General features: G+C 65.3%; 22 protein-coding genes. 9 read left to right on the top strand and 13 right to left on the bottom strand.

The window, feature by feature from the left end:
• Positions 1 to 41: 41 nt before the first annotated feature.
• Entirely contained in the window at positions 42 to 1,712 is a 1,671-nt protein-coding gene (locus PSEWESI4_RS02940; protein ID WP_187669681.1) for a putative bifunctional diguanylate cyclase/phosphodiesterase, read from the bottom strand.
• A 265-nt stretch (positions 1,713 to 1,977) separates the two neighbouring features.
• Here PSEWESI4_RS02940 and rep point away from each other — a divergent pair, with 265 nt between their 5' ends.
• Entirely contained in the window at positions 1,978 to 3,999 is a 2,022-nt protein-coding gene (gene rep, locus PSEWESI4_RS02935; RefSeq protein WP_187669680.1) for a DNA helicase Rep, read from the top strand.
• 207 nt (positions 4,000 to 4,206) lie between these two features.
• Positions 4,207 to 4,779, top strand: coding sequence for a xanthine phosphoribosyltransferase (locus PSEWESI4_RS02930; protein WP_187669679.1), 573 nt, complete (start codon positions 4,207 to 4,209; stop codon positions 4,777 to 4,779).
• Between the two features lie 151 nt (positions 4,780 to 4,930).
• On the opposite strand, the gene PSEWESI4_RS02925 is transcribed toward PSEWESI4_RS02930, so the two are convergent.
• The 5 genes from PSEWESI4_RS02925 to dadA form a co-directional block, all read right to left on the bottom strand.
• A complete protein-coding gene (locus PSEWESI4_RS02925; RefSeq protein WP_328821747.1) occupies positions 4,931 to 5,353 on the bottom strand; it encodes a c-type cytochrome in 423 nt (140 codons plus the stop codon).
• Positions 5,354 to 5,545: 192 nt separating this feature from the next.
• The gene (locus PSEWESI4_RS02920; protein ID WP_187669678.1) at positions 5,546 to 6,094 is read right to left on the bottom strand and encodes a cupin domain-containing protein; all 549 of its coding nucleotides are present in this window, start codon (positions 6,092 to 6,094) and stop codon (positions 5,546 to 5,548) included.
• A 214-nt stretch (positions 6,095 to 6,308) separates the two neighbouring features.
• A complete protein-coding gene (alr, locus tag PSEWESI4_RS02915; protein WP_187669677.1) occupies positions 6,309 to 7,376 on the bottom strand; it encodes an alanine racemase in 1,068 nt (355 codons plus the stop codon).
• A 168-nt stretch (positions 7,377 to 7,544) separates the two neighbouring features.
• Positions 7,545 to 7,898 (bottom strand): RidA family protein, encoded by a 354-nt coding sequence (locus PSEWESI4_RS02910; protein ID WP_187669676.1) that lies wholly within the window; start codon positions 7,896 to 7,898, stop codon positions 7,545 to 7,547.
• On the bottom strand, positions 7,873 to 9,171 hold the full coding sequence (dadA, locus tag PSEWESI4_RS02905; protein ID WP_187669675.1) for a D-amino acid dehydrogenase: 1,299 nt from the start codon (positions 9,169 to 9,171) through the stop codon (positions 7,873 to 7,875). Before dadA ends, PSEWESI4_RS02910 begins: the two co-directional genes overlap by 26 nt.
• A 156-nt stretch (positions 9,172 to 9,327) precedes the next feature.
• Between dadA and PSEWESI4_RS02900 the strand changes: the two genes are divergently transcribed.
• Positions 9,328 to 9,816, top strand: a complete 489-nt coding sequence (locus tag PSEWESI4_RS02900) for an Lrp/AsnC ligand binding domain-containing protein (protein ID WP_187669674.1) — start codon at positions 9,328 to 9,330, stop codon at positions 9,814 to 9,816.
• 152 nt (positions 9,817 to 9,968) lie between these two features.
• Positions 9,969 to 11,300: an NAD(P)/FAD-dependent oxidoreductase gene (locus PSEWESI4_RS02895; RefSeq protein WP_187669673.1), complete on the top strand. Its 1,332-nt coding sequence runs from the start codon at positions 9,969 to 9,971 to the stop codon at positions 11,298 to 11,300.
• Between the two features lie 26 nt (positions 11,301 to 11,326).
• On the opposite strand, the gene PSEWESI4_RS02890 is transcribed toward PSEWESI4_RS02895, so the two are convergent.
• Positions 11,327 to 12,478: an MFS transporter gene (locus tag PSEWESI4_RS02890; RefSeq protein WP_187669672.1), complete on the bottom strand. Its 1,152-nt coding sequence runs from the start codon at positions 12,476 to 12,478 to the stop codon at positions 11,327 to 11,329.
• Between the two features lie 100 nt (positions 12,479 to 12,578).
• Complete coding sequence (locus tag PSEWESI4_RS02885; RefSeq protein ID WP_187669671.1) at positions 12,579 to 14,072, bottom strand: aldehyde dehydrogenase; 1,494 nt, start codon at positions 14,070 to 14,072, stop codon at positions 12,579 to 12,581.
• Between the two features lie 216 nt (positions 14,073 to 14,288).
• Between PSEWESI4_RS02885 and PSEWESI4_RS02880 the strand changes: the two genes are divergently transcribed.
• Entirely contained in the window at positions 14,289 to 14,654 is a 366-nt protein-coding gene (locus PSEWESI4_RS02880) for a cupin domain-containing protein (protein WP_187669670.1), read from the top strand.
• 310 nt (positions 14,655 to 14,964) lie between these two features.
• Here the strand turns inward: PSEWESI4_RS02880 and ltrA are convergent, their stop codons facing one another.
• The 4 genes from ltrA to rpmB form a co-directional block, all read right to left on the bottom strand.
• Positions 14,965 to 16,671 (bottom strand): group II intron reverse transcriptase/maturase, encoded by a 1,707-nt coding sequence (ltrA, locus tag PSEWESI4_RS02875; protein WP_187669669.1) that lies wholly within the window; start codon positions 16,669 to 16,671, stop codon positions 14,965 to 14,967.
• 116 nt (positions 16,672 to 16,787) lie between these two features.
• Positions 16,788 to 16,943, bottom strand: coding sequence for a hypothetical protein (locus tag PSEWESI4_RS02870; protein ID WP_187669668.1), 156 nt, complete (start codon positions 16,941 to 16,943; stop codon positions 16,788 to 16,790).
• A 1,022-nt stretch (positions 16,944 to 17,965) separates the two neighbouring features.
• Positions 17,966 to 18,121, bottom strand: a complete 156-nt coding sequence (gene rpmG / locus PSEWESI4_RS02865) for a 50S ribosomal protein L33 (protein WP_160077807.1) — start codon at positions 18,119 to 18,121, stop codon at positions 17,966 to 17,968.
• A gap of 10 nt (positions 18,122 to 18,131) precedes the next feature.
• Positions 18,132 to 18,368, bottom strand: coding sequence for a 50S ribosomal protein L28 (rpmB, locus tag PSEWESI4_RS02860; protein ID WP_187669667.1), 237 nt, complete (start codon positions 18,366 to 18,368; stop codon positions 18,132 to 18,134).
• Between the two features lie 321 nt (positions 18,369 to 18,689).
• Here rpmB and PSEWESI4_RS02855 point away from each other — a divergent pair, with 321 nt between their 5' ends.
• Entirely contained in the window at positions 18,690 to 20,267 is a 1,578-nt protein-coding gene (locus PSEWESI4_RS02855) for an ABC transporter substrate-binding protein (RefSeq protein ID WP_187669666.1), read from the top strand.
• Between the two features lie 16 nt (positions 20,268 to 20,283).
• On the opposite strand, the gene radC is transcribed toward PSEWESI4_RS02855, so the two are convergent.
• Entirely contained in the window at positions 20,284 to 20,958 is a 675-nt protein-coding gene (gene radC / locus PSEWESI4_RS02850; RefSeq protein WP_187669665.1) for a RadC family protein, read from the bottom strand.
• Between the two features lie 137 nt (positions 20,959 to 21,095).
• On the opposite strand from radC, the gene coaBC reads away from it, so the two are divergent.
• From coaBC to algC, 3 genes are all read left to right on the top strand, one after another.
• Positions 21,096 to 22,304 (top strand): bifunctional phosphopantothenoylcysteine decarboxylase/phosphopantothenate--cysteine ligase CoaBC, encoded by a 1,209-nt coding sequence (gene coaBC, locus PSEWESI4_RS02845; RefSeq protein ID WP_187669664.1) that lies wholly within the window; start codon positions 21,096 to 21,098, stop codon positions 22,302 to 22,304.
• Positions 22,305 to 22,311: 7 nt separating this feature from the next.
• Complete coding sequence (dut, locus tag PSEWESI4_RS02840; RefSeq protein WP_187669663.1) at positions 22,312 to 22,767, top strand: dUTP diphosphatase; 456 nt, start codon at positions 22,312 to 22,314, stop codon at positions 22,765 to 22,767.
• Between the two features lie 1,245 nt (positions 22,768 to 24,012).
• Positions 24,013 to 25,410, top strand: a complete 1,398-nt coding sequence (algC, locus tag PSEWESI4_RS25040; protein ID WP_210768828.1) for a phosphomannomutase/phosphoglucomutase — start codon at positions 24,013 to 24,015, stop codon at positions 25,408 to 25,410.
• Positions 25,411 to 25,431 lie beyond the last annotated feature (21 nt).

Here is a 25,431-nt window from a genome sequence, read left to right as displayed (position 1 = left end):
CTTCGTGGGATGGGTCGAGGAGCGCAGCGACGATACCCATCCTACGGCAGGTCGGTCAGCAACGCCTGGCGCTCGCCCTGCATCAGGAAGCGCGCCAGTTCGGCCAGCGGCAGCGGCTTGCTGATCAGGTAGCCCTGGACCTGGTCGCAGCCGTAGCGGCGCAGCAGCGCCAGTTGTTCACCGTCCTCGACGCCCTCGGCAACCACTTCGAGATCGAGGTTGTGCGCCAGGTTGATCATCGCCCGCACCAGTTGGCGGTTCTCGGCGCGCTCGCGCATGCCGGCGACGAAGCTCTTGTCGATTTTCAGCAAGGTGATCGGCAGGCTGTTGAGGTGCACGAACGACGAGAAACCGGTGCCGAAGTCGTCCAGCGAGAAACGCACGCCGAGCCGCGCCAGGCTGTGCATGGTCTGCTGCACCGGCTCGCGGCGGCGCATCACGGCGGTCTCGGTGAGTTCGAACTCCAGCCAGCGCGCCTCCACGCCGCGCTCGGCGATCAACCGTTCGAGGGTTGGTAGCAACTGGCTGTCCTGGAACTGCCGGAACGACAGGTTGACCGCCATGTGCATGGCCGGCAGGCCGCGCCCACGCAGCCACTGCATGTCGCGCAGCGCGCGGGCCATCACCCAGTAGCCGAGCGGCACGATCAGGCCGCTCTGTTCGGCCAGCGGGATGAACTCGTCGGGCCCGAGCAGGCCGCGTTCGGCGTGACGCCAGCGCACCAGCGCCTCGAGGCCGACGATGCGCCCGCTGGCCAGGCTCAGGCGCGGCTGGTAGTGCAGCTCCAGCTCGTCGCGGCGCAGCGCGTGGCGCAGCTCGCTCTCCAGGTCGGCGAGGCTGCGCGCGCTGCGGTTGATGCGTTCGTCGAAGATGTGGAAGGTGCAGCCCTGGGCGCCCTTGGCCTGCTGCATGGCGATGTGCGCATGCCACATCAGCGGGTCGGCGCCAGCCCCGGTGCGGGCATGGGCGATCCCCAGGCTGCAACCGAGCAGCAGGCTCTCGCCGTCCACCAGATAGGGCTCGGAGAGCGCTTCGGTCAGGCGCTCGGCCAGCCGCTCGGCGCGCTGCGGGTCGCCCCGGGTGTCGATGAGCAGGGCGAATTCGTCGCTGCCCAGGCGGGCCAACTGGTCGCCGGCGGCCAGTTGCGCCTGCAGGCGGGCCACCACCTGGAGGATCAGCCGGTCACCGGCCTGGTGGCCGAGGGAGTCGTTGGCGTGGCGGAAGTTGTCGAGATCGAGGTGACCGAGCGCCAGGCCACGGCCGCCCGACTCGGCCAGGCGCGCGGCGAGCAGGGTCTGGAAGCCCTGGCGGTTGGCGATGCGGGTCAGCGGGTCCTGTTCGGCGAGGCGCTGCAACGTGCTTTTCAGCAGGCCCTGCTCGCGCACGTGGCGCAGGCAGCGGCGCAGCATGTCGGCGCCGAAGCCGGCGCGCACCAGCCAGTCGCAGGCCCCGACCGGCGCCTGCGCCGGCTCCCTGTCGAGCAGCAGGACCACCGGCAGCGGGCAATGCTCCGGCGCCGGCTGGTACTTCGGGGTGGTCAGCAGCAGGCCGTTCTGGAGGTCGTCGAACAGTGAACTGGCCGCCTCCCAGGACGGCGCGGTGATCAGCGAAGAAGGATTGCCCAGCGCGGCCAGTTGCTCGCGCACTAATTGCGCCCACTCCGGCCCATCGGCCAGCAGGACTATCCGCAAGGGTTCTACGGACGCGGACAAGTAACCTCCCCCAACACAAGAAAATGGCGATTCGACCGCCTCGACGCGCCGTTCACGGCGTCTATCTCGCACCTCCTGTGCTGGTACCCGAGCATCCTGCGGGATCGTCCGGCGGTCGACAACCCCGCGCGGCGGAACAAGCGTACTGGATCGCACTATTAAGCCAATGGTGTCAAATCGCCACATCAGCAGTTTCCCGGACGGTCGAGGCAACGACGCCCCAGCCTGCTAGAATGCGCGCCCATTTCCCTAGCGATTCGACACGATGTCCCGACTCAATCCCCGGCAGCAGGAAGCCGTGAACTACGTCGGCGGTCCCCTGCTGGTGCTCGCCGGCGCCGGTTCCGGCAAGACCAGCGTGATCACCCGCAAGATCGCCCACCTGGTGCAGAACTGCGGCATCCGCGCCCAGCACATTGTCGCCATGACCTTCACCAACAAGGCCGCGCGGGAGATGAAGGAGCGCGTCGGCACGCTGCTCAAGGGCGCCGAGGCACGCGGCCTGACGGTGTCGACCTTCCACAACCTGGGCATGAACATCATCCGCAAGGAATACGCGCGGCTGGGCTACAAGCCGGGTTTCTCGATCTTCGACGACGGCGACATCAAGGCGCTGCTGACCGACATCATGCAGAAGGAATACGCTGGCGATGACGGCGTCGACGAGATCAAGAACTACATCGGCAGTTGGAAGAACGACCTGATCCTCCCCGAGGAGGCGCTGGAAAAGGCGCGCAACCCCAAGGAGCAGACCGCGGCGATCGTCTACCTGCACTACCAGCGCACGCTCAAGGCGTACAACGCGGTGGACTTCGACGACCTGATCCTGCTGCCGGTGAAGCTGTTCCAGGAGCACGCCGACATCCTGGAAAAATGGCAGAACCGCATCCGCTACCTGCTGGTCGACGAATACCAGGACACCAACGCCAGCCAGTACCTGCTGGTCAAGCTGCTGGTCGGCATGCGCAACCAGTTCACCGTGGTCGGCGACGACGACCAGTCGATCTACGCCTGGCGCGGCGCGCGCCCGGAAAACCTGATGCTGCTGAAAGAGGACTACCCCTCGCTGAAGGTGGTGATGCTCGAGCAGAACTACCGCTCCACCAGCCGCATCCTCAAATGCGCCAACGTGCTGATCGCCAACAACCCGCACGCCTTCGAGAAGCAGCTCTGGAGCGAGATGGGCCACGGCGACGAGATCCGCGTGATCCGCTGCCGCAACGAGGAGGCCGAGTGCGAGCGGGTGGCCATGGAGATCCTCACCGAGCACCTGCGCACCGACCGCCCGTACAGCGATTTCGCGATCCTCTACCGCGGCAACTACCAGGCCAAGCTGATGGAGCTGAAACTGCAGCACCACCAGATCCCCTATCGCCTGTCCGGCGGCACCAGCTTCTTCGCCCGCCAGGAGGTGAAGGACCTGATGAGCTACTTCCGCCTGCTGGTCAACCCGGACGACGACAACGCCTTCCTGCGGGTGATCAACGTACCGCGCCGCGAAATCGGCTCGGCCACCCTGGAGAAGCTCGGCAACTACGCCACCGAGCGCCAGACCAGCATGTACGCGGCGATCGACGAGATAGGCCTCGGCGAACAGCTCGATGCCCGCTACGTCGAGCGCCTGCAACGCTTCAAGCGCTTCATGGACAAGGTCCGCCAGCAGTGCGCCGAGCAGGAGCCGATCGCCGTGCTGCGCAGCATGGTGATGGACATCGACTACGAGAACTGGCTGCGCCAGAACGCCTCCAGCGACAAGGTCGCCGAGGCGCGCATGGGCAACGTGTGGTTCCTCATCGAAGCACTGAAGAACACCCTGGAGCGCGACGAAGACGGCGACATGACCATCGAGGACGCCATCGGCAAGCTGGTGCTGCGCGACATGCTGGAGCGCCAGCAGGAGGAAGAGGAAGGCGCCGAGGGCGTGCAGATGATGACCCTGCACGCCTCCAAGGGCCTGGAATTCCCCTCGGTGTTCATCATCGGCGTGGAGGAGGACATCCTCCCGCACCGCTCCAGCATCGAGGCCGACACCATCGAGGAGGAGCGCCGCCTGGCATATGTCGGCATCACCCGCGCGCGCAAGAACCTGACCATGACCTTCGCCGCCAAGCGCAAGCAGTACGGCGAGATCATCGACTGCTCGCCGAGCCGCTTCCTCGACGAGCTGCCGCCCGAGGACCTGGTCTGGGAAGGCCAGGACGACGCGCCGGTGGAGGTCAAGGCCGCGCGCGGCAATACTGCCCTGGCGGATATCCGCGCCATGCTGAAAAAGCCGGCGATGGAATGACGACATCATCGCAGTGGCAACTGTCCTGCCCTGCGTTTTCTGGCCTCCCGCATGCGCGGGAGTGACGAGGTGAAGGAAGGACCGTCATCCCCGCGAACGCGGGGATCCAGTCGTACGTTGTAGCCCGGATGCAACCCGGGCCACGGCGGAAGAGCAGATCGACCCCGGCACAGACCGGATTTTCACAGACACGACGAGGGTAATAGCGTGGAAGCGCTGAAACAGAAGATTCGCGACGAGGGCATCGTGCTCTCCGAGCAGGTGCTGAAGGTCGACGCCTTCCTCAACCACCAGATCGACCCGCTGCTGATGCAGCAGATCGGCCACGAATTCGCCGAGCGCTTCCGCGGCCAGGGCATCACCAAGATCGTCACCATCGAGGCCTCCGGCATCGCCCCGGCGGTGATGGCCGGCCTGGAGCTGGGCATCCCGGTGATCTTCGCCCGCAAGTTCCAGTCGCTGACCCTGAAGAACGACCTGCTGATCTCCAAGGTGTTCTCCTTCACCAAGCAGACCGAGAGCACCATCGCGATCTCCGCCAAGCACCTGACCAGCGCCGACCACGTGCTGGTGATCGACGACTTCCTCGCCAACGGCCACGCCGCCAAGGCGCTGATCGACCTGATCCAGCAGGCCGGGGCGACTGTCGCCGGCATCGGCATCGTCATCGAGAAGTCCTTCCAGGAAGGCCGCGCCCTGCTGGAGAACGAGGGCTACCGGGTCGAATCCCTGGCCCGCGTGCAGTCGCTGGCCAACGGCCAGGTGAGCTTCCTCGAATAGAAGTAGGGTGGGCTTCAGCCCACCAACCCGGGCCGAGCTTGGCTCGGTGGGCTGAAGCGGAACGCCGCCCGACCCACCCTACGGGCTACGAAATGAATGCATCGCCCACAAAAAAAACCGCCCTCGGGCGGTTTTCTTGTTGCGGCGTGTCTTACAGGCCGGACATCTGCTTGATGGCCTCGAGCAGTTCGTCATCCGAACAGTCGGCACAGGTACCTTTCGGCGGCATGGCGTTGATGCCGGAGATGGCCTTGGCCAGGATGCCGTCCAGGCCGCCCTGGTGATCCGCGCGCTCTTTCCAGGCGGCGGTGTCGCCGATCTTCGGAGCGCCCAGCAGGCCGGCGCTGTGGCAGGCGTTGCAGTGCTTGGCGATGATATCGTCGGCGCTGCGCGCGCCGCCGCCGGCGGAAGCCGCCACGGCCTCGACACCCTTGCACTCCTGGCCCTGCACGCAAACCTCGCCCACCGGCTTGAGGCGCTCGGCGATGGCCTGGTCGGTCGTGGCCTGAGCAGACACTGCCCACAGGGCCAATACGGTAGCCGGTGCCACCAGCATTTTCTTAATTAGATTCACGGTACACCCTCATCGTGGCTAGTCACGCTCGCGGCCACGGTTTCGCGAGCGGGCGACAGTATAACGGCAAGCCCGCGCGGCCGGAATAACCCAGATTGTCGCAGGAGGGCAGCTATAAGCCGCAAGCTGCAAGCGACAAGGAGAGCGGTCCACCCGCGCTTTTGCTTGCGGCTTGTGGCTTGCCGCTGCTGTCTAGAAATTCGCCGGCGTGGTCGCGCTGATCAGCCGGGCCGGCTTGTCGAACGGATTGCGGAAACGGTGCGGCTTGCTGCTCTCGAAGTAGTAGCTGTCGCCCGGCTCGAGCACGAACACCTCGTTGCCGACGGTCAGCTCCAGCCGCCCCTCGACCAGCATCCCGGCCTCCTCGCCGTCATGGGCGTACATCTCGTCGCCGGTATCGGTGCCGGGCGGATAGGTCTCGTCGAGGAAGGCGATGGCACGGCTCGGATGGGCCTTGCCGACCAGTTTCATGGTGATCGTGCCGCTGCAGATGTCGGTGAGTTCGGAAGCCCGGTAGACCACCTGGGTCTGGTTTTCCTGCTCCAGATCGAGGGAGAAGAATTCCACCAGCGACATGGGGATGCCGCCCAGCACCTTCTTCAGCGAACTGATGGAAGGGCTGACGCTGTTCTTTTCGATCATGGAAATGGTGCTGTTGGTGACGCCCGCCCGCTTGGCGAGTTCACGCTGGGAAAGGCCTTTGAGCTTGCGAATGGATTGCAGTCGAACACCGACGTCCAATGGCGGGATCCTCCGTGGGAACCGGGTTGTGGTTGTCGGCGTATCATGGCAACAGCGTTCAGTATTTTCAACACTTCACCGACCGATGTCGCACGATGGCCCTTCCAGGCAAGCAACTTGCCCGGAAAAGCATTGATCCAGAGGGGTTCCCGGAATAGCTGATCGTTTTCCTGATCACCCGGGCTTGCCATCGACCGTAGCGAACAGCCAAGAATCAGACGTATCTCAACGGCACCCGGCGCAGGTTGCAGAAGATCTGGTAAGGGATGGTCCCGGCGCAGGCCGCCACGTCGCTGGCCAGCACCTGCTTGCCCCACAGCTCGACACGGCTGCCGAGGCCGGCCTGGGGCAGGTCGGTGAGATCGACGGTGAGCATGTCCATCGAGACCCGGCCGATGATCCGGCTCGCCTGGCCGTCGATGGCCACCGGGGTGCCGGTCGGCGCGTGGCGCGGGTAGCCGTCGGCATAGCCCATGGCGACCACGCCGACCCGGGTCGTCCGTTCGCTGACGAAGCGCGCGCCGTAGCCCACCGGCTCGCCGGCCGGCAGCTCCCGCACGCAGATGATCTTCGACTCCAGGGTCATCACCGGTTGCAGGCGGTTGGCCAGCGGGTGGGCCTGCTCGAACGGCGTCGCGCCGTACAGCATGATGCCGGGGCGCACCCAGTCGCTTGGAATCTTCGGCCAGCCGAGCACGGCTGGCGAGTTGCGCAGGCTGACCTCGGCGTTCAGGCCCCGGCTCGCGAGCCGGAAGGCCGCGAGCTGTTCCTCGCTGCGCGGGCAGTCCAATTCGTCGGCGCGGGCGAAGTGGCTCATCAGCACGATGCGCGCGACCTTGCCGCTGGCCTCCAGGCGACGGTAGGCGGCCTGGTAGTCCTCGGGATGCAGGCCGACCCGGTGCATGCCGGAGTCGAGCTTCAGCCAGACCGTCAGCGGCCGGGCCAGGCGCGCCTGCTCGATGGCTTCGAGTTGCCACAACGAATGCACCACGCACCACAGGTCGTGCCGATCGATCAGTTCCAGTTCGCTGGCCTCGAAGAAACCTTCGAGCAACAGGATCGGCCGCTGGATGCCCGCCTCGCGCAGTTGCAGAGCCTCTTCGATGCAGGCCACGGCGAAACCGTCGGCCTCGCCCTGCAATGCCTCCGCGCAGTGCACGGCGCCATGCCCGTAGGCGTCGGCCTTGACCACCGCCAGGGCCTTGGCCCCGGACACTTCGCGGGCCAGACGGTAGTTGTGACGCAGGGCTTCGAGATCGATCAGGGCACGGGCGGGACGCATGGCGATATCACTTCGTTGTTCTGGTGGCTGGTCTCTTCTGGACTCCCGCCTGCGCGGGAGTGACGTCATCCCCGCGAACGCGGGGAGCCAGCAAGAGGTCCGCTCCCTCCCCACTGACGGGGTTCGGGCATTCGAAAAAAACCCGGCAAGCGCCGGGTAGAGCAGGGATCAGTTCAGCGCGGCGACGATGGAAATCTCCACCAGCACCTCGGGCGCGTACATGTTCGCCTCGACGCAGGCGCGCGCCGGCGCGGTGCCGGGGACCAGCCAGGCGTCCCATTCGGCGTTGAGGCCGGCGTAGTCGGCGGCGATGTCCTTGAGGTAGATGGTCGCCGAGAGGATGCGCGACCTGTCGCTGCCGGCCTCGGCCAGCAGGCGGTCGATGCTGGCCAGGGTCTCGCGGGTCTGCTGGCAGATGTCGCCGGTCAGGTCATCGGCCAGTTGGCCGGCCAGGTAGACGGTGCCGTTGTGGATCACCGCCTCACTGTAGCGGGTTTCAGTGCGCAGGCGCTGGATGGCCATGAGCCGGGCTCTCCTTGCTGTTGCCGTAACGGAAGATGTCCAGGCCTTCGGCGCTGATCTGCGGACGGCGGCGCGCCATCAGGTCGGCGAGGAAGCGGCCGGAACCGCAGGCCATGGTCCAGCCGAGGGTACCGTGGCCGGTGTTGAGGAACAGGTTGCGGAACGGCGTGGCACCGACGATCGGCGTGCCGTCCGGGGTGGCCGGGCGCAGGCCGGTCCAGAAGCTGGCCTGGGACACGTCGCCACCCTCGGGGTAGAGATCGTTGGTGATCATTTCCAGGGTCGCGCGGCGCTTCGGGTTGAGGCTCAGGTCGAAACCGGCGATCTCGGCCATGCCGCCCACGCGGATGCGATTGTCGAAGCGGGTGATCGCGACCTTGTAGGTCTCGTCGAGGATGGTCGAGGTCGGAGCCATCTCGGCGTTGGTGATCGGCACGGTCAGCGAATAGCCCTTGAGCGGGTAGACCGGGGCCTTGATGCCCAGCGGCTTGAGCAGTTGCGGGCTGTAGCTGCCGAGGGCCAGCACGTAGCGGTCGGCGGTTTCCAGCTTGCCGTCGATCCACACGCCGTTGATGCGGTCACCGGCGAAGTCGAGGCGCTGGATGTTCTGGCCGAAGCGGAACTCGACGCCGAGCTTGGTCGCCATCTCCGCCAATCTGGTGGTGAACACCTGGCAATCGCCGGTCTGGTCGTTGGGCAGGCGCAGGGCGCCGGCCAGCTTGTGGGCGACCTTGGCGAGGGCCGGCTCGGCACGCACGATGCCTTCGCGGTCGAGCACTTCATAGGCGACCCCGGAACGCTCGAGCACGGCGATGTCCTTGCCGGCGGCGTCCAGTTGCGCCTGGGTGCGGAACAGTTGGGTGGTGCCAAGCTGGCGGCCTTCGTAGCCGATGCCGGTCTCGGCGCGCAGTTCGTCGAGGCAGTCGCGGCTGTACTCGGACAGGCGCACCATGCGCTCCTTGTTCACCGCATAGCGGGCGGCGGTGCAGTTGCGCAGCATCTGCGCCATCCACAGGTACTGGTCGATATTCGCGGTGGCCTTGATGGCCAGCGGCGCGTGCTGCTGGAGCAGCCACTTGATGGCTTTCAGCGGCACGCCGGGAGCGGCCCAGGGCGATGCGTAGCCGGGAGAGACCTGGCCGGCGTTGCCGAAGCTGGTTTCCATGGCCGGGGCTTCCTGGCGGTCGACCACCACCACTTCGAAGCCGGCACGGGCCAGATAATAGGCACTGGCGGTACCGATCACACCGCTGCCGAGCACCATTACACGCATCGTTCTCTCCTCGCCGCGACTTTACGCTGACGTTTGTTATCCTGAGCGTTAGATGCGCGCAGTATATGGAGCGATCGGCAGTGCTTTTCACTATTGTGATAGCTATATTTAGGGAGAATTCCCGGCAATAAACCTTTTCATGGAGTGGCATCCACCATGCGTACCCAGCACCAGAGCCGTCGCGAGCTGGACAAGATCGACCGGAATATTTTACGCATCCTCCAGCAGGACGGACGCCTGTCCTTCACCGAGCTGGGCGAGCGCGTCGGCCTGTCCACCACGCCCTGCACCGAGCGGGTCCGCCGCCTGGAGCGCGAAGGCATCATCATGGGCTACTCGGCGCGCCTCAACCCGCAACACCTCAAGGCCAACCTGCTGGTGTTCGTCGAGATCAGCCTGGACTACAAGTCCGGCGATACCTTCGAGGAATTCCGCCGCGCCGTGCTCAAGCTGCCCCACGTGCTGGAGTGCCACCTGGTGTCCGGCGACTTCGACTACCTGATCAAGGCGCGCATCAACGAGATGGCCAGCTACCGCAAGCTGCTCGGCGACATCCTGCTCAAGCTGCCGCACGTGCGCGAGTCGAAGTCCTACATCGTCATGGAAGAGGTGAAGGAGTCGCTGACCCTGCCGGTGCCGGATTAAGGGCATAAAGCCGGTCAAGAGCGCTGGAGGCTGAACGCAAAAGCAGGGAGGAATGGTGTAAGAGCGAGCTCTTCCGTGGCCTCTTGCCGCCCGCCGGCCTGTGCGCCTATGCTTCGTTCGATTTCCCAAACACAACAATCAGGATTTCGCACATGAACGCCCGCGTTCGCCAGCCCGTGCACAGCCCGCAACACGCCGCCTCCTACTACGCCGCCAGCGTCAATCGCCAACTCGACTTCCCGCCCCTGGCCGGCGAAGTGCAGGCCGACGTGTGTATCGTCGGCGGCGGATTCTCCGGGCTGAACACCGCCATCGAGCTGGCCGAGCGCGGCTTCTCGGTGGCGCTGCTGGAAGCGCACCAGGTCGGCTGGGGTGCCAGCGGGCGCAACGGCGGCCAGTTGATCCGCGGCGTCGGCCACGACCTCGACCAGTTCAGCGGAGTGATCGGCAGCGACGGCGTGCGCGAGCTCAAGCTGCTCGGCCTCGAAGCGGTGGAAATCGTCCGCCGGCGCATCGAGCACTTCGCCATCGATTGCGACCTGACCTGGGGCTACTGCGACCTGGCCAACACCCCGCGCGACTTCGCCGGCTTCCTCGAGGACCGCGAGGAACTGCGCGAGCTGGGCTACCGCCACGAACTGCGCGTGCTCAAGGCCGAGGAAATGCACCAGGTGGTCGGCTCCGACAACTACGTCGGCGGCATGATCGACATGGGCTCGGGGCACCTGCACCCGCTCAACCTGGTGCTCGGCGAAGCGGCCGCCGCGCAATCGCTGGGCGTGCGCCTGTTCGAGCACTCGCCGGTGACGCGCATCGACTACGGCCCCGAGGTTCGCGTGCACAGCGCCCAAGGCCTGGTGCGGGCGAAGCACCTGGTGCTGGCCTGCAACGCCTACCTCAATGACCTCAACCCCCAACTGGGCGGCAAGGTGCTCCCGGCCGGCAGCTACGTGATCGCCACCGAACCGCTCGGCGCGGCCCGCGCGCGCAGCCTGATCCCGCAGAACATGGCGCTCTGCGACCAGCGCGTGGCGCTCGACTACTACCGGCTGTCCGCCGACCATCGCCTGCTGTTCGGCGGCGCCTGCCACTATTCCGGGCGCGATCCCAAGGACATCGCCGCCTACATGCGGCCGAAGATGCTCAAGGTGTTCCCGCAACTGGAAGACGTGCGCATCGACTTCCAATGGGGCGGCATGATCGGCATCGGCGCCAACCGCCTGCCGCAGATCGGCCGCCTCGACGACCAGCCCAACGTCTACTACGCCCAGGCCTACGCCGGCCATGGGCTCAACGCCACGCACCTGGCCGGACGGCTGCTCGCCGAGGCCATCACCGGGCAGGAAAGCCGCGGCTTCGACCTGTTCGCCCAGGTGCCGCACATCACCTTCCCCGGCGGCAAGTACCTGCGCTCGCCGCTGCTCGCCCTGGGCATGCTCTGGTACCGGATCAAGGAACGCTTCGGCCACACCAACCCGCTCTAACACCGTAGGGTGGGCTTCAGCCCACCCTACGGCCTGGCGCTTGCCAGGGGCACGCTGAAGGCATCGCGCCGCCAGGCCAGACAGACGAAACCGAACGCCCCGGCCGCCATCAGCAGCGGCAAGGCGTGGCTGCTCATCCACTGGCTGCCGGCCCCGGTGAGCAGCGGGCCGATCAGGCAACCGGCGCCCCACAACTGGGCAACATGGGCATTGGCGCGGACCAGCTCGTCGTCGCGGTAACGCTCGCCGATGAGGATCAGCGCCAGGGTGAACAATCCGCCGGCGCTGGCACCGAACAGCACCAGCAGCGGCCATACCAGCGGGCTGTGCAGCAGCAGCGGCATGGCCAGGCTGGACAGCAGCAGGACCACTCCGCAGGCACGGAACAATGAAGTGCGGGATACCCGGTCGGCGAGCCAGCCGATCGGCAGTTGCAGCGCCGCGTCGCCGATCACCACCACGCTCACCAGGGTCAGCGCCAGTTGCTCGGCGAAGCCCTCGCGCAGCAGGTAGATCGGCAGCAGGGTCAGCACCATCGCCTCGAACGCGGCGAACAGGGTCACCGCCCAGGCGATCGCCGGCAGGTTGCGGCAGAAGGCCACGAGCCCGCGCCCCGAAGCGCTGTGGGCATCGACGCGCGGCGCGCCGCTGCGGCCGAGCAACACCAGCGAACCGCCAATCAGCAAGCACGTACCAGCCCAGAAGCCCAGGTCGGTGGAACTGCCGATGAGGCCCAGCACCAGCGGCCCGGACAGTTGGCTGAGCGCGTAGCCGGTGCCGTACAGGGCCACCAGCCGGCCGCGCCACTGCTCCACGGCGAGCTGGTTGATCCAGCTCTCGCCGAGAATGAACACCACGGTCAGCGCCACACCGATCACCAGGCGCAGCGCCAGCCACAGCCAGTAGCTCGGCAGCAGGGCGAGCAGCGCCACCGACAGCGCGCTGAACAGCAGGCAGGCCTGCATCAGCCGGGTAGTGCCCAGGATCGATGCCCAGCGCCCCGCGACCAGGGCACCGAGCAGCACGCCGATTGCCGGGGTCGCAGCCATCACGCCGATGGCGAAACTGCCATGGCCCCAGCTTTCCAGGCGCAGCGACACCAGCGGCATGGTTACCCCGAGGGCCAGGCCGATACTGATCACCGCCGCGCACACGGCGAAGTAGGTTCCCCAACGCATAAAGCGGCAAGCCTCAAGCTACAAGCGACAAGTTAAAAGCGGAGCCCGAGCCGCAACCCGCTCGCTTGTGGCTTGCCGCTTGAAGCTTGCCGCCGCTCTGTCAGAGCTTGATCCAGGTCGCCTTCAGTTCGGTGTACTTGTCGAAGGCGTGCAGCGACTTGTCGCGGCCGTTGCCGGACTGCTTGAAGCCGCCGAACGGCGCGGTCATGTCGCCGCCGTCGTACTGGTTGACCCACACGCTACCGGCGCGCAGCGCCTTGGCGGTCAGGTGCGCCTTGGAGATGTTGCTGGTCCACACCGCCGCGGCCAGGCCGTAGGGCGTGTCGTTGGCGATGCGCACGGCTTCCTCGGCGGTCTCGAACTCGATCACCGACAGCACCGGGCCGAAGATTTCCTCGCGGGCGATCTTCATGGCATTGCTCACTCCGTCGAAGATGGTCGGCTCGACGTACACGCCGCCGGTCTCCTCCAGGGTGCGCTTGCCGCCGGCCACCAGCTTGGCACCATCGGCGTGGCCGGCCTCGATGTAGGACAGCACGGTGTTCATCTGCTGGGTGTCCACCAGCGCGCCGACGTTGGTCGCCGGGTCCAGCGGGTTGCCCGGCTTCCAGCCCTTCAGCGCCTCGATCACCAGCGGCAGGAACTGGTCCTTGATCGACTTCTCCACCAGCAGGCGCGAACCGGCGGTGCACACCTCGCCCTGGTTGAAGGCGATGGCGCCGGCCGCGGCCTCGGCGGCGGCCTTCAGGTCCGGAGCGTCGGCGAACACGATGTTCGGGCTCTTGCCGCCGGCTTCCAGCCAGACGCGCTTCATGTTCGATTCGCCCGCATAGATCATCAGTTGCTTGGCGATCTTGGTCGAACCGGTGAACACCAGGCAGTCGACGTCCATGTGCAGCGCCAGCGCCTTGCCGACGGTGTGGCCGTAGCCCGGCAGGACGTTGAACACGCCGTTCGGAATGCCGGCCTCGGTGGCCAGTTGGGCGATGCGGATGGCAGTCAGCGGCGATTTTTCCGACGGCTTGAGGATCACCGAGTTACCGGTAGCCAGCGCCGGACCGAGCTTCCAGCAGCTCATCAGCAGCGGGAAGTTCCACGGCACGATGGCGGCGACCACGCCGATCGCCTCGCGGGTCACCAGGCCCAGCTCGTTGTGCGGAGTGGCGGCGACTTCGTCATAGACCTTGTCGATCGCCTCGCCGCTCCAGCGGATCGAGTTGGCGGCGCTGTTGACGTCGATGGCCAGCGCGTCGCTGATCGGCTTGCCCATGTCCAGGGTTTCCAGCAGGGCCAGTTCCTCGCCGTGCTGCTGGATCAGTTCGGCGAAGCGGATCATCACCTTCTTGCGCTTGGCCGGCGCCAGGCGCGACCAGGCGCCCGACTCGAAGGCCGCACGAGCCGCCGCCACCGCACGCTCGGCGTCGGCGCTGTCGCAACTGGCCACCTGGCCCAGCACCCGTCCATCGACCGGGCTGATGCAGTCGAAGGTCGCCCCGGAAGCGGCGGCGGTGTATTCGCCCTGGATGTAGGCGCGACCCTCGATCTTCAGGTCGTTGGCGCGCTGTTCCCAATCGGCACGGGTCAAGCTGGTCATGGGGGATTCCTCTTGTTGTGGTGGCGGCCATCCAGGAGCGGCCGCGCGAATTCGGCAAGGCCTGTTCAGCCAATCCCCACAACACTAAACCAGCGCACGGCGGATTTTCAATATTTTTGACAATACGGGGATAAACAGCCTTGTCATGTGCGTTTTATTAAACATAGACTGCCGTCATCCGACGCCAGACCAATCTCCAACAACACAGGCATCGCCATGAACATCCAGCAGATCGTCGATTTCGCCCAGGCCGAGACCCAGACCGAACATTACCGTCCGGCGGCCGAGAAGATCCTCAAGGGCGACCCCGAGCAGAGCGTGCGCAACCACTATTCCAGCCCCTGCGGCCAGTTCAACAGCGGCATCTGGGAAGGCGCGGTCGGCCAGTGGACGGTGAACTACACCGAGCACGAGTACTGCGAAATCCTCCAGGGCGTCTCGGTCCTGCGCGACAGCGAGGGCAACGCCAAGACCCTGCGCGCCGGCGACCGCTTCGTAATCCCCGCCGGCTTCCGCGGCACCTGGGAAGTGCTCGAACCGTGCCGCAAGGTGTACGTGATCTTCGAGCAAGCCGCCAACTGACCCGCTTCTCTCCCCCGCAAGACCCTCGGCCCGCCTCGTGTGGGCCTTTCTTTTACCGGGTCCCCCGCGTTTCTTTTAGTGGGTCCCCGCGTTCGCGAGGACGACGGGGGGGGAACAACCGGCGCGCTTCAAGGCCCCGTCATTCCCCTACGCGGGCCGCCGCTAACGCGGAAATCCAATAAATCGCAGGCAGAAAAAAACCCGCGCGATGGCGGGTTTTCTTCACAAGGTGCGGATGTCGGGTAGAGGCAGGCCATTGCTGGCCCACCTCCCCCTAAGAACCGTACGTGCGCCTTTCAGCGCATACGGCTCAAGCCTTTAACGAAGCCCCCGAGGGAGCCGGCTTGCTCACTGTCAGACCACGGTTATGTAGCTGTTGATGGCAATTGGGGTGCAGTAGCACCCGGTTGGCCGTCGCATCACTGCCGCCTTGCGAGCGGTGAACGATGTGATGGTCATGCCATCCCGTTTCCTTGGTTATCGGTTGCCCACAGAGTACACATCGTCCCTTTTGGCTCACGTATAGGCTCGTAATCTGCTTCCGGTACTTCAGCTTCTTCAGCATCCGATCCATCCGCAACTTCTCGCCCATTGCCTCCATCGAGGGATCGAAGGGGTTGTATTCCCCGTTGATCTTGATGTGCCGCTCGATTGGTGTTTCCGACAGGGTATACAGCACAAAATCCTTTTTGCTCCCTTCCTCGGTAAGTACCGTGGTGGCAAACACCCAGTTCTTGTTCTCGCTCGTTCGGAAATACTTCTTCCGTATCCATTCGAGATTTTTCCTCGGATGCCGCCGTTTTGCCCAACGCCATATTGCCTGAAAGAGCAGGAAATCCATGCGACTGAACGCCTGCTTGGCAACCACGGGTTGGTGATACAACGCCCAACCTCTCAAGACCGGATTCAGCAGGCGAATCAGGTTCTCCTGTCTCGTCGTCTTGTTGTTGCTGATCGCTTCCTTCACCTTGCGATAGAACGCTTGCGCGTTTTTCTTGCTCGGTTTGATCAGGAGCTTCCCTTTGTATTTGCGGAAGCTCCATCCCAGGAAGTTAAAGCCTTGGTCGATGTGGACAATCTGCGTTTTCTCGGGTGACAACCGCAGTCCGCGTACCGCCAGGAACTGCTCTACCCAAGGTTTGACCTCGTCTGCCAGCACCTCCGGAGAGTCGCCGGTAATCACGAAATCATCCGCATAACGCACCACATGTATCTTTAGCTTCTTTGCCTTCGCCCGTCCCAGATATTGCTTGAGACCTGACTCCAGCCCGTCCAGCACCATATTTGCCAAGGTCGGCGAGATGATCCCGCCTTGTGGCGTACCGGCATCCGTTGCCTGTAGTTGGCCTTTATGAACCACGCCAGCCTTCAACCATTTCCGGAGAATCGCTTTATCCGTAGGGATATTCGCGACCAACCAGTGGTGGTTGATGTGATCGAAGCAGCCTTCGATATCCGCCTCCAGTACCCATCGAGCCGAAGCCTTCTGGGACAGACAGGTGAATAGCTGACTCATTGCATCCGCCGTCGAGCGTTCGATCCTGAAGCCGTAGCTGTTCGGATCGCCCGTGGTTTCCGCAATGGGTGCCAGCGCCAGCAGATACAATGCCTGCATGGCTCTGTCGGTCATGGTCGGGATGCCTAGGGGGCGTTCCTTCCCATTCGACTTTGGAATGAACACACGCCGTAAAGGCCGTGGCTGATATCCGCGCCGCTTCAACCCTTGTGCCGCTTTCCATTTGGCGTCGGGGGTATCCCAGAGCACGCGGTCGACTCCCGCCGTGCGCTTGCCCTGGTTTTCAGTGACTCTCCGTACGGCCAGATATCTGGCCGACTTCGAGCGGGTCAGCATTCGTTGCAGGGCTTTCACCTTGCGCCATTTGCCTTCCCGACAAGCCTTCGCAATCCGTATCTGCATTCCTCGGACATTCCGCTGCACACGACACCAGTCGATGTCGTGCCATTGCTGCGGAGTGTCGGAAAACGCAGACCCGGCCGGCTGGCTGAGTTCTTTCATGCTGCTTTCCTCTCAGGTAGATCCCGAGCGGAAACGCACTGCCCCCGTCCGGGAACAGTGGTCCCGAACGGGGTTGATGATGGCTGCGGCAAACCCCGGAGGGCTTGCGGGTGCTCCTAGCGCTTTTTCTCCAGAGAAGAGCTGGCCTCGTTGCTGCGCACTTGGCGCTGCCACTCGGCTTTCACTTCCTGAATCGCACCCAGAAGCGGCGCGAAGTAGATGGCCGGAGCCTGCCTTGCGGCCGCGAGAATCTCGCGAGCAAAACTGTTCATCCGTTCTCTCCTTGCGTTTCCCCTATCCCCGGAGGGGATACGAGCCTGGTGGACTTGCCACCTATTTTGAGTGAGGTCAGTCAGACGTCATGCGACGAAAGACCCTGCAGAAGTCTGCCCGGTTTCCCGTGGGGTGATGTTCCAACCCCTATCCGAACCATTACAGCCCGGCATTCGCTTTTTCTGCAATCCCATACCCGCACCGCCAACAGTTCGCCTTGCGGCTCCCCTGCCACGAGGGCAGCAATACGGGCTTACCACGTTCCCTATCTATCACACGACTGGTTTAGGACCTGCCTATTCGCCGGTGGTACCGAGACGACGTATCCCCATAATCGACAGGGATAACCGACCACGCACCTTTTGGTTATTGCCTAACAGCAGTTTTGGCAATCTGATCATAACGACGTTTATCAGCAGTTCACTTGCGTTGTCCATGCCAGCCAGCCTAGCGCCTCGACCCGGTACTGCTCCGAGCGTCTGCGCCTCGCCTCACGGCAAAGACGCACCCTGAAAGGGGGCTACATTGTCGGGAAAGCTTCATACCCCACCGTTACCAGTGACGCATGTCTCCCTAGGCTATCGTTGGTCGTACAACGAGTCCGCTACCATTCCGTGCAGGCAATGGCTGGACAATGATAGATAGAGCTTGCGCTCGTGCTTGGACAAGATGCCTCCCACGTCTCACGACGGTGGCGGAGGGCCAAATGATCAAGCTTTTGAGAAAACGAAAAACCCCGATGGGAGTTTCGTCCCCCCAGGGAGCTTCGTTCATTTGAGACAATCCCCGGTGGAGATTGTTCTTTTGATAGTGCTTTTGATCGAACTCTAACCTCAGGGAGGCGAATTCGAGGCGTTCTTTCCCCGCAAACGGAGAATTTCGCACCCCCGCAGGCGGATTACTTAGGCTATCAAAGCCAGGCTCATCTGCTTAGTTTTGACTTCAGCCCCTTGAATCAAGGGGCTTGGTGTCAGGGTAAAGCTCCCAACCAAGCACGACACGACCATGCGTGTCGCACCAATTACTTGATCTTGGCTTCCTTGTAGATCACGTGCTTGCGGATGGTCGGATCGAATTTCTTGATCTCGATCTTGTCCGGGGTGGTGCGCTTGTTCTTGTCGGTGGTGTAGAAGTGGCCGGTACCGGCGCTGGACACCAAACGGATCAGTTCACGCATGACTATCTCCTTAAACCTTTTCGCCGCGAGCGCGCAGCTCGGCCAGCACGACATCAATACCACGCTTGTCGATCACGCGCATGCCCTTGGCGGAAACGCGCAGACGCACGAAGCGCTTCTCGGACTCGACCCAGAAACGGTGATGTTGCAGGTTCGGCAGGAAACGACGACGGGTTTTGTTGTTAGCGTGGGAAACGTTGTTCCCGGTTACCGGACCCTTACCGGTCACCTGACAGACTCTCGACATACCTCAGCCCTCTAAACCACATGCCCAACCCGGCATGGGTTGGCTGCTTAAACTCAATGTCCAATGGCGCTCTGCGCCGCGTTTCTCGGGGGTCTTACCGGCCGCATGAACCAGCACGGCAACCGGGCCCCTAGAAAAGAGCGCTGCTTTATACCAGAAAGCCCCTCGAGCAACAAGGGTAACCTGCCCCCGAAAAAGCCTCCTGCCGCGACCGCGCGGCTACGCCGTGCCATCGCCGGGACGACCGCTCGTCGGCCGGCGCCGTTGTCCCGCGTCGCGCCATGGTCTAGGGTAGGCCGGCCCGTTCGACAGGAGTCTCCCATGCGCCTCGCCGCCCTGCCTCTGCTGTTCGCCCCGTTGATGGCCCAGGCCGCCGTACTCAGCGTCTGTACCGAAGCCAGCCCGGAAGGTTTCGACGTGGTGCAGTACAACTCGCTGACCACCACCAACGCCTCGGCCGATGCGCTGATGAACCGCCTGGTGGACTTCGATGCCGCCAGCGGCGAACTCATGCCCAGCCTGGCGGAGAGCTGGGAGATATCGGCGGACGGCCTGAGCTACCTGTTCAAGCTGCGTCCGGGCGTGAAGTTCCAGCGCACCGACTGGTTCACCCCGAGCCGCGAGCTGAACGCCGACGACGTGCTGTTCAGCTTCCGGCGCATGCTCGACCCGGCGCATCCCTGGCACAAGACCGCGCCGGGCGGCTATCCGCACGCCCAGTCGATGCAGTTGCCCGGCCTGATCAAGGACATCGAGGCGCCCGACCCGCTCAGCGTGCGTTTCACCCTGAACCACCCGGACGCGACGTTCCTCGCCACCCTGAGCATGGGCTTCGCCTCCATCTATTCCGCCGAATACGCCGACCGGCTGCTCGCGGCCGGCACGCCGGAGAAGCTCAACATCCAGCCGGTGGGCACCGGCCCGTTCGTGCTCAAGCGCTTCCAGAAGGACGCCCTCGTGCGCTACACCGCCAACCCCGACTACTTCGCCGGCAAACCGGCGGTGGACGCCCTGGTGTTCGCCATCACCCCGGACGCCAACGTGCGCCTGCAGAAGCTGCGCCGTGGCGAGTGCCACATCGCCCTGTCGCCCAAGCCGCTGGATGTGCGCTCCGCCGCCGGCGACCCGGCCCTGCAGGTGCTCGAAACCCCGGCCTTCATGACCGCCTTCGTCGCCCTCAACAGCCAGCACCCACCGCTGGACAAGCTGGAAGTGCGCCAGGCGATCAACCTCGCCTTCGACAAGGCCAGCTATCTCAAGGCGGTATTCGAGGACGGCGCCACCTCGGCCAGCGGCCCCTATCCGCCGAACACCTGGAGCCATGCCGACGAACTGCCCGGCTATCCCCACGACCCCGAACGGGCCCGCGCGCTGCTGGCCAAGGCGGGGCTGGCCGAAGGCTTCAGGACGACCATCTGGACCCGACCATCGAGCAGCCTGCTCAACCCCAACCCCAGCCTCGGCGCGCAACTGTTGCAGGCCGACCTCGCCGAAGTCGGCATCCAGGCGGAGATCCGCATGGTCGAGTGGGGCGAGCTGATCCGCCGCGCCAAGGCCGGCGAGCACGACCTGCTGTTCATGGGCTGGGCCGGCGACAACGGCGACCCGGACAACTTCCTCACCCCGCAGTTCTCCTGCGCGGCGGTGCAGTCCGGGACCAACTTCGCGCGCTACTGCGACCCGGCGCTCGACACGCTGATCGCCGACGGCAAGCGCAACGCCGAGCAGGCCGAACGCAGCCGCCTATATAAGGAAGCGCAGGCGATCATCCAGCGACAGGCTTTGTGGCTGCCATTGGCCCACCCGCAGGCCAGCGTGCTGGCGCGCAAGGAAGTCACCGGCTACCAGGTCAGCCCGTTCGGCCGGCAGGACTTCTCCCGGGTCGGCCTGCAACGTTGAAGCCCACCCTACGGAATCACAACCACCCCAGTTCAGCCATCGACAGCGGCTCGCCATCACCGACCACGAAGTGGTCGAGCACCCGCACGTCGACATGGGCCAGCGCCTCCTTCAGGCGCTGGGTCAGCAGGCGGTCCGCCTGGCTGGGCTCGGACACGCCCGAAGGGTGGTTGTGGGTAAGGATCACAGCCGCCGCATTGTGCGCCAGGGCACGCTTGATCACCTGGCGCGGGTAGACGCTGGCGCCATCCACCGTGCCCTGGAACAGCACCTCGAAGGCCAGCACGCGGTGCTTGGCATCGAGGAACAGGCAGCCGAACACTTCGTGGGGCTCGTGGCGCAGGCAGGCTTTCAGGTAGTCACGCACCACTTGCGGGCTCTCCAGCGCGGAATCGCGCCTGATCCGCTCGGCCAGGTGGCGGCGGGCCATTTCCAGCACCGCCTGCAACTGGGCGAACTTGGCCGCGCCCAGCCCCAGGTGCCGGCTGAAGGTCGCCAGGTCGGCCTCCAGTAGCGCGCGCAGGCTGCCGAAGTCCCTGAGCAGGTGGCGCGCCAGGTCCACCGCGCTGCGCCCGGTCACGCCGGTACGCAGGAAGATCGCCAGCAATTCGGCGTCGCTCAGGCTCGCCGCGCCCTGTTCCAGCAGTTTTTCCCGCGGGCGCTCCGCCACGGGCCAATCGCGAATACTCATATCCTCTCCTTAGGTCTAGAGCCGGCCCGCTGCTCCGCTGCGGGCGCTGTGCTATCGTACCGGCTCTTTTTTTCCACGGCGACCGGCCAGGGCGGGCAGCGCCGTCGACTCCATCACTCTGTGTTAAGGCAAGTGCTATGCAGCGGCTGTATCGGAAACGCATCGTCCTGGGCGTGGGTGGCGGTATCGCCGCCTACAAGAGTGCCGAACTGATTCGCCGGCTACGCGACCAGGGCGCCGAAGTGCGCGTGGTGATGACCCAGGGCGGCCGTGAGTTCATCACGCCGCTGACCCTCCAGGCGCTGTCCGGCCACCCGGTCCATCTGGACCTGCTCGACCCCGCCGCCGAAGCTGCCATGGGCCACATCGAGCTGGCGCGCTGGGCCGACCTGGTGCTGATCGCCCCGGCCACCGCCGACCTGCTGGCGCGCCTCGCCCAGGGCATCGCCAACGACCTGCTGACCACCCTGGTGCTGGCCACCGACGCCATGGTCGCCCTCGCCCCGGCGATGAACCAGGGCATGTGGCGCGACCCGGCGACCCAGGCCAATCTCGATCTGCTCGCCCAGCGCGGTATGCGCGTGTTCGGCCCCGCCTCCGGCGCCCAGGCCTGCGGCGACGTCGGTCTCGGCCGCATGCTGGAGCCCGACAACCTGGCCCTGCTCGCCGCCGACTGCTTCCAGCGCCAGGCGCTGGACGGCAGGCACGTGCTGATCACCGCCGGGCCGACCCAGGAGAACATCGACCCGGTGCGCTACATCACCAACCACAGCTCCGGCAAGATGGGCTTCGCCCTCGCCGAAGCGGCCGCCGAGGCCGGCGCCAAGGTCACCCTGGTCAGTGGCCCGGTGCACCTGCCGACGCCGGACCGGGTCAACCGCATCGACGTGGTCAGCGCCCGCGACATGCTCGCCGCCTGCGAGGCGGCGATGCCCTGCGACCTGCTGATCGCCGCCGCCGCCGTGGCCGACTACCGCCCCGAGGTGGTCGCCCCGCACAAGATGAAGAAGGACCCGACCACCGGCGAGGGCCTGCTGCTGCAACTGGTGCGCAACCCGGACATCCTCGCCACCCTGGCCGGCCGCCCCGACCGCCCGTTCAGCGTCGGTTTCGCCGCCGAGACGGAGAACCTGCTCGACTACGCCTCGCGCAAACTGCGCGACAAGAACCTCGACCTGATCGTTGCCAACGATGTGGCCAACCCCACAATCGGCTTCAACAGCGAAGAGAACGCCATCACCATCATCGATCGCGAACAGCGGCAGACTAGCTTCGCCCAGACCAGCAAGGGCAAGATCGCCCGCCAACTGGTCGCTTTCATCGCCGATCGCCTCAACCAGGCCTGAGACCACCATGCACTCACTGCAAGCCAAGATCCTCGACCCGCGCCTCGGCCGCGACTTCCCGTTGCCGCAATACGCCACGCCGGGCTCCGCCGGCCTCGACCTGCGCGCCATGCTCCAGGAAGACGCCGTGATCGAGCCGGGCCAGACCCTGCTGATCCCCACCGGCCTGTCCATCCACATCGCCGATCCCGGCCTGGCCGCGCTGGTCCTGCCGCGCTCCGGGCTCGGCCACAAGCACGGCATCGTGCTCGGCAACCTGGTCGGCCTGATCGACTCCGACTACCAGGGCGAACTGATGGTGTCCTGCTGGAACCGCGGCCACACGGCCTTCACCATCGCCGTCGGCGAGCGCATCGCCCAACTGATGCTGGTGCCGGTGGTGCAGGCGCATTTCGAACTGGTCGACGAATTCCACGCCAGCGAGCGCGGTGCCGGCGGTTTCGGCCACTCCGGCAGCCACTGATCAGCCGCCGCCCCCATTCAGGATGAATCGTCGAGGAGACCCCGCGTGAAACTCTTCAAGCACGCCGCCAAGGAGCCGGCCCCCATCAACCCCGACGCCTCCCGTCAGGCCCCAACGGCCGGAGCGACGGACCTTTCGACCCTGCTGCCGGGGCTCGGCGCCAGCCTGGCCGGCCTGATCGCCGCCGCCGCGCTGCTCTGGTTCGGCGGCCTGCAAAGCCAGCAGGCCGAACAGCGCCAGCGCCTCGCCGAAGCCTGGGGCGGCAGCCAGGCGGCAGCCTTGCAGCAGGCCGTCAAGCAAGTGCAGGCCGACACCCACGCCGCCGCGCGCAACCCGCAACTGCTGCTCGCCCTGCAAAGCCAGGACGGCACTCAGTTGAACGCCGCCGAACGAGCGCTCGGCTACTGGGAAAGCGTGGTCGGCGCCCATCTCAACCTGCGTGGCCAGGCGGCGCAGGATGCCAGCAACGCGGCGCCGGTGAACTTCGCCGCCCTCGACCTGATCCGCCGCGCCGAGAACGGCCAGCCGCCGGCCCCGGAAGCCTACCGGGTCGGCCAGCGCTGGCTGCTCTACAGCGTCGCGCCGCTGCGCGCCAGCGACAACGAACCGGCCGCCGGCACCCTGCTGCTGGTGTTCGACCTGCAACGCCTGCTCGCCGCCCTGCCGCCGCTGCCGGCCGGCGTCGGCCAATTGCAGCTCACCCAGCAGTTCGGCAACAGCCCGGCGCAAGTGCTCACCCAGCGCGGTGATGGCGCAGCGGGGACGCCGCTGGTCCTCGCCAGCGGCAATCCCAACTGGAAACTGACCTTCACCCCCGGCAGCGCCCTGGAACAGGGCGGCGTCCCGCTGTGGCTGCTGGCCCCCGCCGTGCTGCTGGCACTTGGCGGTGCGCTGCTCGGCCTGTTCCTGCTGCTGCGCGGCCAGCAACGACGCCTGCGCGACGACGTGGAGCAACTCGGCCAGATGCTGCGCGAACTCTCGAGCGGCAAGACCGTCAAAGCCTTCAGTCTGCGCCTGCCCGAACTCAACTTGCTGGCCCAGACCTTGGCTCGCCTGCCTCGCCCCACCGCGGCCACCAGCAATGGCAACGGCAAAGACAAGAGCGCCACCGCACCGGAACGCCCGGAGGCGCCCCAGCCGGTCCGAACCAGCGAACTGGTCGACCCGCTGTTTCAGGACACCGATATCCTCGATATCGACATTCTCGACGAAGACCAGGATCTCCTGGGATTGGAGCAAAGCCCCATGCCCGATACCGCCATCACTCCACCCACGTTGCCCACCAGCATTTTCCGCGCCTATGACATCCGCGGCGTGGTCGGCGACACCCTGACCACCGAGACCGCCTACTGGATCGGCCGCGCGGTCGGTTCGGAAAGCCTCGCCCGTGGCGAGCCCTGCGTCGCGGTTGGCCGCGACGGCCGCCTGTCCGGCCCCGAGCTGGTGCAGGCGCTGATCCAGGGCATCGCCGACACCGGCTGCCAGGTCAGCGACATCGGCATGGTGCCGACTCCGGCGCTGTACTATGCCGCCAACGTGCTGGAAGGCAAATCCGGCGTCATGCTCACCGGCAGCCACAATCCGCCGGACTACAACGGCTTCAAGATCATGATCGCCGGCGACACCCTGGCCAACGAGCAAATCCAGGCCCTGCGCCAGCGCATCGAGAGCAACGACCTGGCCAGCGGCGTCGGCAACGTCGAGCAGGTGGACATCCTCGACCGCTACTTCAAGCAGATCCGCGACGACATCGCCCTGGCCAAGCCACTGCGCGTGGTGGTCGACTGCGGCAACGGCGTCGCCGGGGTGATCGCCCCGCAACTGATCGAAGCCCTGGGCTGCACGGTGATCCCGCTGTTCTGCGACGTGGACGGCACCTTCCCCAACCACCACCCGGACCCGGGCAAGCCGGAGAACCTGGAAGACCTGATCACCAAGGTCAAGGCAGAGAAGGCCGACCTCGGCCTGGCCTTCGACGGCGACGGCGACCGCGTTGGCGTGGTGACCAACGAAGGCACCATCATCTACCCAGACCGCCTGATGATGCTGTTCGCCAAGGACGTGGTATCGCGCAACCCCGGCGCCGACGTGATCTTCGACGTCAAGTGCACCCGCCGCCTGGGCGCGCTGATCAGCGGCTACGGCGGCCGCCCGGTGATGTGGAAGACCGGCCACTCGCTGATCAAGAAGAAGATGAAGGAGACCGGCGCCCTGCTGGCCGGCGAGATGAGCGGCCACATCTTCTTCAAGGAGCGCTGGTTCGGCTTCGACGACGGTATCTACAGCGCCGCCCGCCTGCTGGAGATCCTCAGCCTCGACAAGCGCGACGCCGAGCACGTGTTCTCCGCCTTCCCGGTCGACATCTCGACCCCGGAAATCAACGTCCAGGTCACCGAGGAAACCAAGTTCCGCATCATCGAGCGCCTGCAGAGCGGCGGCGAATGGGGCGAAGGCAGCGTGACCACCCTGGACGGTGTGCGCGTCGATTATCCCAAGGGCTGGGGTCTGGTACGCGCCTCCAACACCACGCCGGTGCTGGTGCTGCGCTTCGAGGGCGACACCCAGGCGGAGCTCGAGCGCATTCGCGAACTGTTCCGCGCCCAGTTGCTGGCCGTCGACCCCAACCTCAACCTGCCGTTCTGACCGTTATCCGTTGCCCTGGAG

The organism is Zestomonas carbonaria (assembly GCF_904061905.1).
Taxonomy (GTDB): domain Bacteria; phylum Pseudomonadota; class Gammaproteobacteria; order Pseudomonadales; family Pseudomonadaceae; genus Aquipseudomonas; species Aquipseudomonas carbonaria.
Note: the sequence above shows the minus strand (reverse complement) of the source record. Positions and strands in the feature narration are given on the sequence as shown.